The organism is Rathayibacter sp. AY1G1 (genome assembly GCF_002932095.1).
Taxonomy (GTDB): Bacteria; Actinomycetota; Actinomycetes; order Actinomycetales; family Microbacteriaceae; genus Rathayibacter.
On the sequence record NZ_PSUZ01000049.1, the window covers coordinates 1 to 8,681 of the forward strand.

An 8,681-nucleotide genomic window follows, 5' to 3' on the forward strand; every position below is an offset into this window, starting at 1 on the left:
ACGCCCTGCCCTCGCCGTGCGCGGCGTGCGGGTCCCGCCTGGGCGTCCGGCTCCCCTCCGCCTGGCTCTGCGCCGCCCGCCCGGCGCGCTCCCGAGCCCGGCCCGCCCGCGTGTGCCCGAAGACGCCGGACCTCCCCGTCGGCGAGCCCTTCGCGAGCCGGTGCGCGCCTCCTCCCGCCTCCGCCGTCGAGGCGCGGCTCCGGGCTCTCCTCGCCGAGCGGCTCGTCTTCGACCCGGCGCACACGGCGGTCCGTCTGAAGCGGCCGTTCTTCGAGCACTGCGAGGCGTGGCCCGACCTGGTGCTCGGCGAGCTGCGCGTCGCGATCGAGTACGACTCCACCGGCCGTCACGGACTCGAGCACGTCGGGCACCGCGAGGAGGCCGACCGGCGGAAGGACCGCGCGCTCCGCTCCGCCGGGTGGGAGGTGGTGCGCATCCGCACGGGGAAGCTGCTGCCGCTCGGCCCCCACGACCTGGTCGCCACGGGAGTCACGGCCGCGCTGGCGGACCGTCTGGTCGACCGGCTCCGCGATGTCCGTGGTCCGCTGCTCGTCGACGCCTGGGGGCGCTGAGCGCGTCGTGCGGCGGCTGCGGGACGGTCCTCGGGGGACCCGTCCCCGGCGCGCCCTCCCCGGCGCTCCGTCCCGGTGTCCGGCTCGGCGGAGCGGGACCCGTGGATGCAGTGCCGGCGAGCGGGAACCGTCGAGTGGGAGCCGGCGAGTCGGAGCGGTCGAGTCGCAGCCGCCCGCTCGCAGCCGACGCGTCAGAGCCGCAGGGCCAGCGCCTCGCTGCGCCAGCGGCGGTGCAGGGCCCAGGGGTCGGGCTCCCCGGCGCGCACGGTCTCGATGTGGGCGTCGAGCGCGGGGCTGCGCGCGAACCACTCGGTGCGCTCCAGGCGCTCGTCGGCGAACTGGGCGTGCCGGTGCTGCTCGAGTGCTCGCCCGCCGCGCTCGAACGCGAGGAGCTCCTCGTGCCGGAGCCGGTGGAGGCGCTGCCGGGGATTGCCGCTGGTGCCGATCTTGATCCGCTCGCCGAAGCGGATGTAGTAGACGACGTCGACCCGGGGCGGCGGGAGCTCGCCGTCGGGAGCATCGCCGAGCCGCCACTCGCAGGCGGCGCAGAGCCAGGCGGAGGGGAGCCGGACGCCCAGGCGGGACCCGCACGCCGCGCACGGCGAGGGCAGGGCGTCGATCACGCCGTCCTCGCGGGCGACCCAGTCGTGCGCGAGCTCGAGGTGCGCCGCGCAGAGCGCGAGGGGGGCGCCCGTCTCGGCCGAGGAGGCGCACCCTCCGATCGCGCACGCTGACATGCCGCCGACGCTAGGTGCGACCCCCGACATCGCGCCGCCGTCGACCGCGCCGCCGCGAGCACGCAGGAGTCGGAGTGCTCGCTCTCGAGGACGGCGGCACCCGCGCGCTCGCTGCCCGGCGGATCAGCTCAGGCGGTCGACCAGCGACGAGGCGAGGCCCGTGTAGCCGCCCGGCGTCAGCGCCAGCAGGCGCTCCTTCGCCGCGTCGCCGATGTCGAGACCCTGCACGAAGACGGCGAGGTCGTCGGCACCGAGGCGCTTGCCGCGGGTCAGGTCCTTCAGCAGCGCGTACGGGTCGGTGATCGAGGAGCGGCCGGCCGCCACCTCTGCGCGGATCACCGTCTGGATCGCCTCGGCCAGCACCTCCCAGTTGCCGTCGAGGTCGGCGGCGAGGGCGGTCGGGTCGAGGTCGATCTCGAGCAGGCCGCGGGCGATGTTGTCGAGGGCGAGGAGGGAGTGGCCGAACGCGACGCCGATGTTGCGCTGCGTGGTCGAGTCGGTGAGGTCGCGCTGGAGGCGCGAGGTGACCAGGGTCTGCGCGAGCGAGTCGAGCAGGGCGCTGGAGAGCTCGAGGTTCGCCTCGGCGTTCTCGAAGCGGATCGGGTTGATCTTGTGCGGCATCGTGGACGAGCCGGTCGCCCCGGCCTGGGGGATCTGCCGGAAGTAGCCGAGCGAGATGTAGGTCCAGACATCGGTGCAGATGTTGTGCAGGATGCGGTTCGCGTGCGCGGCCCTGCCGTAGAGCTCGGCCTGCCAGTCGTGCGACTCGATCTGGGTGGTCAGCGGGTTGAAGACGAGGCCGAGGGAGGTGACGAACTCCTCCGCGAGGGCGGGCCAGTCGGTGCCGGGGTCGGCGGCGAGGTGCGCGGCGAACGTGCCCGTCGCTCCGCTGAACTTGCCCAGGTACTCCGTCGCCTCGATCTGCGCGACGACCCGCTCGAGCCGGTACGCGTAGACGGCGAACTCCTTGCCCATCGTGGTCGGGGTCGCGGGCTGGCCGTGGGTGCGGCTGAGCATCGACTCGTCGCGGTAGCGGACGGCCAGCTCCCGGAGCGACGCGACGACCGAGCGCAGCTTCGGCAGCCAGATCTCGCCGACGGCCTGGCGGACCACGATCGCGTAGGAGAGGTTGTTGATGTCCTCGCTGGTGGCGGCGAAGTGGGTGAGCTCGGCGATGCGCTGCAGGCCCAGCTCCTCGAGCCACTGGCGGACGAGGTACTCCACGGCCTTCACGTCGTGGCGGGTGCGGGCCTCGAGGGTCGCCAGCTCGTCGATCTCGGGCTGGCCGAAGTCGCGGGCGCGGCGGCGCAGCTCCTCGGCGGTCGCCGCGTCGACGGGCTCGGAGCCGAAGAGGCGGCGGTCGGTCAGCGCCAGCAGCCACTCGACCTCGACGTGCACCCGCGCGCGGTTCAGCCCCGCCTCCGAGAGGTACTCGCCGAGCGACGAGACGGCACCGCTGTAGCGACCGTCGAGGGGGCTCAGCGGCTGGGTGGGGAGCGAGGTCATGCGGTGGTGCCTTCCGGTTCTCAGGTGTCCTGCGCGAGGGCGGCGCGCGCGTCGGTGGAGTCGGGGCGGACCGAGCGGTTGCCGCGCAGTCCTGGTTCGATCTGGGCGAAGAGGGCCCGGCAGGCGCGCTCGATGAGCGCGAGCACCGAGTCGAACGCCGCCGCATCGGAATAGTAGGGGTCGGGGACGTCGCCCTGCGGGGAGAGGCCGGGCTCGAAGTCGAGCAGGCGGCGGATCTTCTGCCGGTCGACCTCGGTGCGCGCCCAGGAGCGCAGCGCGCGCTCGTGCCCGTGGTCGAGCGCGACGACCAGGTCGAACTCGGCGAAGCGGGACGGGTCGAAGAGCTGGGCGCGGTGGCGGCCCCCGTCGAAGCCGTGACGCTCCAGCGCCGCGAGGGCGCGGCTGTCGGCGTGCTCGCCGAGGTGCCATTCGCCGGTGCCGGCCGAGCTGATCTCGATCGTGGAGCCGAGCCCCGCCTGCTCCGCCAGGGAGCGCAGCACCACCTCGGCCATCGGCGACCGGCAGATGTTGCCGGTGCAGACGAAGCACACGGCGAAGGCCGAGGGCGCAGGGGAGTCGGGGGTCACCCGCCCATCATGGCGCACCGCGGCTCCTCCACAGCAGGCCGATCGCGGCCGTCGTCCACCGATGGCGCGCGACGCCTCCCGGGCGGCGGCGGCGCGGCCGATGCTGACTGCCGAGCCCGCGGTGTCAGTCCTGACGGCGGCGGAGGAAGGGGCGCAGGAGCAGGCCGATGAACCAGTTCACCAGGGCGAGCACGAGGGCGCCGAGCACGCCCCACCAGAAGCCGTCCACGACGAGGCCGAAGCCGAAGAGGCCGCTGATCCAGGCGGTCAGGAGCAGCAGGAGGCCGTTGACGAGGAACGAGACCAGGCCGAGCGTCAGCACGTACAGGGGGAACGCGACCACCCGCACCACTCCGCCGACGACGGCGTTGACGACGCCGAAGATCACCGCCACCAGCAGGTACGTGAGGACCGCCGCTGCGGGGCCCTCCTCGTACGGGTCCACGCGCACGCCCGCCACGACCAGGGTCGTGAGCCAGATCGCGACGGCGTTGGTCAGGAGGCCGAGGAGGAGTCTGCTCATGCCTCCACTATCCCCGCAGGCGGGGCGGGCCGCGAGCCGGGGCTCAGGTGAGGGGCCCGCCGATGGTCGGCTCGGGCGCAGGAGTGCAGAGGCGGGGGTCGTCGGCGCAGGTCCGCGGAGGGAGCACCGCGGTGGGCTCGGGCTGCGGCAGGGGCTCCGCCGTCGGCTGCGGGGCCTCGGTCGGCTCGGGGGCGGGCGCGGGTGCCGGCTCCGGAGCCGGGGGATCGGGCGTCGGCTCCTGGGTGGGCGCGGGCGCCGTGGTCGGCCGGGGAGCTGCGGGAGGCGCGGGGCGCGGGGGAGGAGCGAATCCGCTGCCCGGCTCCGGGACGAGCGGCTCGCGGGCCTCGATCACGGCGACGGCCAGCGAAGCGACCGCGGCTCCCGAGGCGAGGGCGCTCCGGAGCTGCTCGACCGCGTCGGTCAGCACCGCCCGCCGGGACGTCGATCCGCGACCGGAGGCGAGGGTCGACGTGGCGAGGCCGAGCACGCGCTCGGCCAGCGCCGTCCGCTGCTCCCCGGCCGCGGTCGTCGCGGTGGTGATGGCGTCGGCCGAGACTCCCTCGAGGGCTGCGTTCAGGGATCCGATCGCCACCAGCAGATCGGTGCGGGCCGCGCCCGCGACGGTGCCGTCGGTCGCGGTGAGGAGCGCGAGCGAGTCGTCCCGCAGCGCGAGGCCGGCCTCGCGCGCGGCGGTGTAGGCCGGAGGCGCGGCGACGTCGATGGACGTCTCGCGGAGAGTCGGGGTCGCCTGCGTGCCCTCCGCGGAGGGCGTGCATCCGGTGAGCGCGCCGGCGGCGACGAGCAGGGCGATCGCGGCCGTGGCGCCCCGGAGGAGCGGGCGCGCACCCCCGCGCCGCTCGGCTCGCCCTCGACTCCGCATCACTGCACCCTAATCGGGGGACGGCCGCCGTGGGCGCCGGTCAGCGGGGCGGTTCGCGCATCCGAGACCCGGGTCGGCCGCACCTCCGGGCCGCACCCACGGCGCTCGACCGGTGGGAAGGGGGCCCGGCGCACACCCGTCGAGGGCGGGGGACGGCGCGCGCGGAACGGCGGGGCGCCCGCCGCCGCGCCGCCTAGCATGGGGCGGGTGACCGACCAGCAGGAGCCTCCCGTCCGCCTCCGCCCCGAGATCCTGGCGCTCCCCGCCTACAAGCAGGGCCGCGCGGCCGCCGCCGACGCCTTCAAGCTCTCCTCCAACGAGAACCCGTTCGACCCGCTGCCCTCCGTGCTCGCGCGGGTCCGCGAGGTGGACGACTTCAACCGGTACCCGGACGCGGCGGCGACCGCCCTGCGCACAGCGCTCGCCGCGGAGTACGGCGTCCCGATCGAGGAGGTGATCGTCGGAGCCGGCTCCGTCGCGGTCATCGCCCAGCTCATCACCGCGGCGGCGGGCCCGGGCGACGAGGTCGTCTACGCCTGGCGCTCGTTCGAGGCCTACCCCTCGCTCGTCACGACCGCGGGCGCCACCAGCGTGCGCGTGCCGCTGCGCGCCGACGACACCCACGACCTCGACGCCATGGCCCAGGCCGTCACCGAGCGCACCCGCCTGCTGATCGTCTGCAGCCCCAACAACCCCACCGGCACCGTCGCGACCGCCGACGACGTCGAGGCGCTCCTCGAGCGCGTCCCGGGAGACGTCCTCGTGCTCCTCGACGAGGCGTACGCCGAGTTCGTCGACGACGAGCGGGCCGTGGACGGCACCCGCCTGCTCGGCCGCTACCCGAACCTCGTGATCGCCCGCACCTTCTCCAAGGCGTACGGCCTCGCCGGCCTCCGCGTCGGCTACGCGATCGGCCACGCGCGGATCCTCGACGCCGCCCGCTCCACCGCCATCCCGCTCTCGGTCACCCGGTTCGCCGAGACCGCGGCGGTCGCCTCCCTCGAGCACCGCGAGGAGCTCCTCGAGCGCGTCCACCGCATCACCCGCCTCCGCGACGACCTCTGGCGGGCGCTGCTCGACCAGGGCTGGACGATCCCGGAGTCGCAGGCGAACTTCCTCTGGTTCGACACCCGCGAGGACACGGCGCGGGCCGCCGAGGTCTTCGAGCGCGCCGGGGTCGTGGTCCGCGCGTTCCCGCCGGAGGGGATCCGCGTCTCCGTCGGCGAGGCGCGCTCTGTCGACAAGCTCCTCAGCGCGGCGGCCGAGATTGTGGCTTCCCTCCCCGAGGGCCACCCCGCGAGACGGATAGGTTAGTCGGGTGGTAGCCACCAGCACGGAGTCGCCGACTGTCCAGTTCCTCTCCGCGGACGGGCGGTTCTCGCCGACCCCCGCGGCCGAGCAGTACGCCTCCTACCTCGACGGGGTGGACGAGGCGCAGCACCGCTCCTTCTACCGCGAGATGGCGGTGGTCCGCCGCTTCGACACCGAGGCCGCGAACCTGCAGCGCCAGGGCCAGCTCGGACTGTGGGTCCCGAGCCACGGCCAGGAGGCGGCGCAGGTCGGCTCCGCGTTCGCGATGCGCCCGCAGGACCACGTGTTCCCCTCCTACCGCGAGCACGTCGTCGGCAAGATCCGCGGCATCGACCTGCTCGGCGTCCTCGCGCTCCTGCGCGGCACGACGCACGGGGGCTGGGACCCGACCGACCCGACGAACGGGAACTTCCACCTCTACACGCTGGTGCTCGGCTCGCAGGCCCTGCACGCGACCGGCTACGCGATGGGCCTCACCTTCGACGGAGCGACCGGCACGGGCGACCCCGAGAAGGACGCGGCCGTCGTCGTCTACTTCGGCGACGGCGCCTCCAGCCAGGGCGACGTCAGCGAGGCGATGGTCTTCGCCGCGAGCTACCAGGCTCCCGAGGTCTTCTTCCTCCAGAACAACCACTACGCGATCTCTGTCCCCGTGGCCACGCAGTCGCGCAGCCCCCTCTACCTCCGCTCCTCCGGCTTCGGCATCCCCGGCGTGCAGATCGACGGCAACGACGTGCTCGCGAGCTACGCGGTCACCGCCAAGCACCTGCAGGACGCGCGCTCCGGCGGCGGTCCCCAGTTCATCGAGGCGCTGACCTACCGGATCGGCGCGCACACCTCGAGCGACGACCCGACGAAGTACCGCACCGACGACGAGCTCGCCTCGTGGGTCGCGAAGGACCCGATCACCCGCTTCGCCGCGTTCCTGCGGAGCGAGGGCGTGGAGCAGTCCTTCTTCGACGAGGTCGACGAGGAGGCGAAGGACTTCGCGTCCGACATCCGCCGCCGCCTCCTCGCCCTCGAGGTCCCACCCACGGGCGTCATGTTCGACCACGTCTACTCGGAGCCGCACGTGCTCGTCGAGGAGCAGAAGGCGTGGCTGCAGCGCTACGAAGAATCGTTCGGAGGCGAGTGATGACGATCGACACCAGCACGACGGCCGCGCAGCCGCCCCTCACCGGGTCGCAGCTCGAGTCCATGTCCATGGCCAAGGCGCTCAACGCCGGCCTCCGCCGCGCGATGACGCAGGACGACCGCGTCCTCCTGATGGGCGAGGACATCGGCCCCCTGGGCGGCGTCTTCCGCATCACCGAGGGCCTGCACGCCGAGTTCGGGGCGAAGCGCGTGCTCGACACGCCGCTCGCCGAGTCCGGCATCGTCGGCACTGCGATCGGGCTCGCGATGCGCGGCTTCCGCCCGGTCTGCGAGATCCAGTTCGACGGGTTCATCTACCCGGCGTTCGACCAGATCACCTCGCAGCTGGCCAAGATGACCAACCGCCACGAGGGCGCGATCACCATGCCCGTCGTCATCCGCGTGCCCTACGGCGGGCACATCGGAGCGGTCGAGCACCACCAGGAGAGCAACGAGGCGTACTTCGCGCACACCGCGGGCCTGCGCGCGGTCAGCCCGTCGACTCCCAACGACGCCTACTGGATGATCCAGGAGGCCATCGCCTCGGACGACCCCGTCATGTTCTTCGAGCCCAAGAGCCGCTACTGGCCCAAGGGCGACGTCGACCTCAGCGGATCCGCCGCGCCGCTGCACGCCAGCCGCGTCGTCCGCCCGGGCACCGAGGTCACGCTGGTCGGCTGGGGCCCGATGGTCGCCGTCCTCCTCCAGGCCGCCGAGCTCGCCGGCGAGGAGGGCACGAGCGTCGAGGTCGTCGACCTGCGCTCACTCTCCCCGATCGACTGGGAGCCGCTGCTCGCGTCGGTCCGCAGGACCGGTCGGCTCGTCGTCGCGCAGGAGGCGTCCGCGAACGTGAGCCTCGGCTCCGAGATCGCGGCGACCGTCACCGAGCGCGCCTTCTTCTCGCTGGAGGCGCCGGTCCTCCGGGTCGCCGGCTTCGACACCCCCTTCCCGCCCGCCAAGGTCGAGAAGCTCTTCCTCCCCGACGTCGACCGCGTGCTCGAGGCCGTCGACCGCTCGCTCGCGTACTGACGCGCGCGACATCCGCCCGCACGAGCCCACAGGAGTCCCCCCGATGACAGAGCAGTTCCTCCTCCCCGACGTCGGCGAGGGCCTCACCGAGGCCGAGATCGTGGCCTGGAAGGTCAAGGTCGGCGACGAGGTGGCCGTCAACCAGGTCCTCGTCGAGATCGAGACCGCCAAGTCGCTCGTCGAGCTCCCCTCGCCGTTCAGCGGCACCGTGGTCGACGTGCTCGTTGACGAGGGCCAGACGGTCGACGTCGGCACCGCGATCATCACCGTCCAGGCCGGAGCCGGCTCGATCGGCTCCGAGGTGCCCGCGATCCCGGCCCACCCCGCGCAGGCCCGCGGTGTGCGCGAAGTACGCCTCGTTGCTCTCCTGGTGGTGCTCGACCGCTCCGATGTGCCCGCCGT

Annotated in this window: 9 protein-coding genes and 1 pseudogene; 5 read left to right on the top strand and 5 right to left on the bottom strand. The window is 73.8% G+C overall.

The features are described 5' to 3' along the window. Positions 1-572, top strand: a pseudogene (locus tag C5C36_RS16970) (endonuclease domain-containing protein); the annotation flags it as partial. A gap of 191 nt (positions 573-763) precedes the next feature. Here C5C36_RS16970 and C5C36_RS16975 read toward each other — a convergent pair. The 5 genes from C5C36_RS16975 to C5C36_RS16995 form a co-directional block, all read right to left on the bottom strand. Then, positions 764-1,309, bottom strand: coding sequence for a GIY-YIG nuclease family protein (locus C5C36_RS16975; RefSeq protein ID WP_104233549.1), 546 nt, complete (start codon positions 1,307-1,309; stop codon positions 764-766). Positions 1,310-1,432: 123 nt separating this feature from the next. Beyond that, positions 1,433-2,815: an adenylosuccinate lyase gene (gene purB / locus C5C36_RS16980; protein WP_104225198.1), complete on the bottom strand. Its 1,383-nt coding sequence runs from the start codon at positions 2,813-2,815 to the stop codon at positions 1,433-1,435. 20 nt (positions 2,816-2,835) lie between these two features. Continuing rightward, positions 2,836-3,402: a low molecular weight protein-tyrosine-phosphatase gene (locus tag C5C36_RS16985; protein WP_181127746.1), complete on the bottom strand. Its 567-nt coding sequence runs from the start codon at positions 3,400-3,402 to the stop codon at positions 2,836-2,838. A gap of 124 nt (positions 3,403-3,526) precedes the next feature. Continuing rightward, a complete protein-coding gene (locus C5C36_RS16990; RefSeq protein ID WP_104225199.1) occupies positions 3,527-3,925 on the bottom strand; it encodes a phage holin family protein in 399 nt (132 codons plus the stop codon). Between the two features lie 43 nt (positions 3,926-3,968). Then, complete coding sequence (locus tag C5C36_RS16995; protein WP_146085366.1) at positions 3,969-4,805, bottom strand: hypothetical protein; 837 nt, start codon at positions 4,803-4,805, stop codon at positions 3,969-3,971. A gap of 198 nt (positions 4,806-5,003) precedes the next feature. Between C5C36_RS16995 and hisC the strand changes: the two genes are divergently transcribed. The 4 genes from hisC to C5C36_RS17015 form a co-directional block, all read left to right on the top strand. After that, positions 5,004-6,119 (top strand): histidinol-phosphate transaminase, encoded by a 1,116-nt coding sequence (hisC, locus tag C5C36_RS17000; protein ID WP_104226632.1) that lies wholly within the window; start codon positions 5,004-5,006, stop codon positions 6,117-6,119. A gap of 4 nt (positions 6,120-6,123) precedes the next feature. After that, complete coding sequence (locus C5C36_RS17005; RefSeq protein WP_104247992.1) at positions 6,124-7,251, top strand: thiamine pyrophosphate-dependent dehydrogenase E1 component subunit alpha; 1,128 nt, start codon at positions 6,124-6,126, stop codon at positions 7,249-7,251. Positions 7,252-7,313: 62 nt separating this feature from the next. Further along, positions 7,314-8,279: an alpha-ketoacid dehydrogenase subunit beta gene (locus tag C5C36_RS17010; protein ID WP_181028888.1), complete on the top strand. Its 966-nt coding sequence runs from the start codon at positions 7,314-7,316 to the stop codon at positions 8,277-8,279. 43 nt (positions 8,280-8,322) lie between these two features. Next, the coding region (locus C5C36_RS17015; protein WP_308470911.1) for a biotin/lipoyl-containing protein at positions 8,323-8,681 on the top strand (359 nt) is incomplete at its 3' end.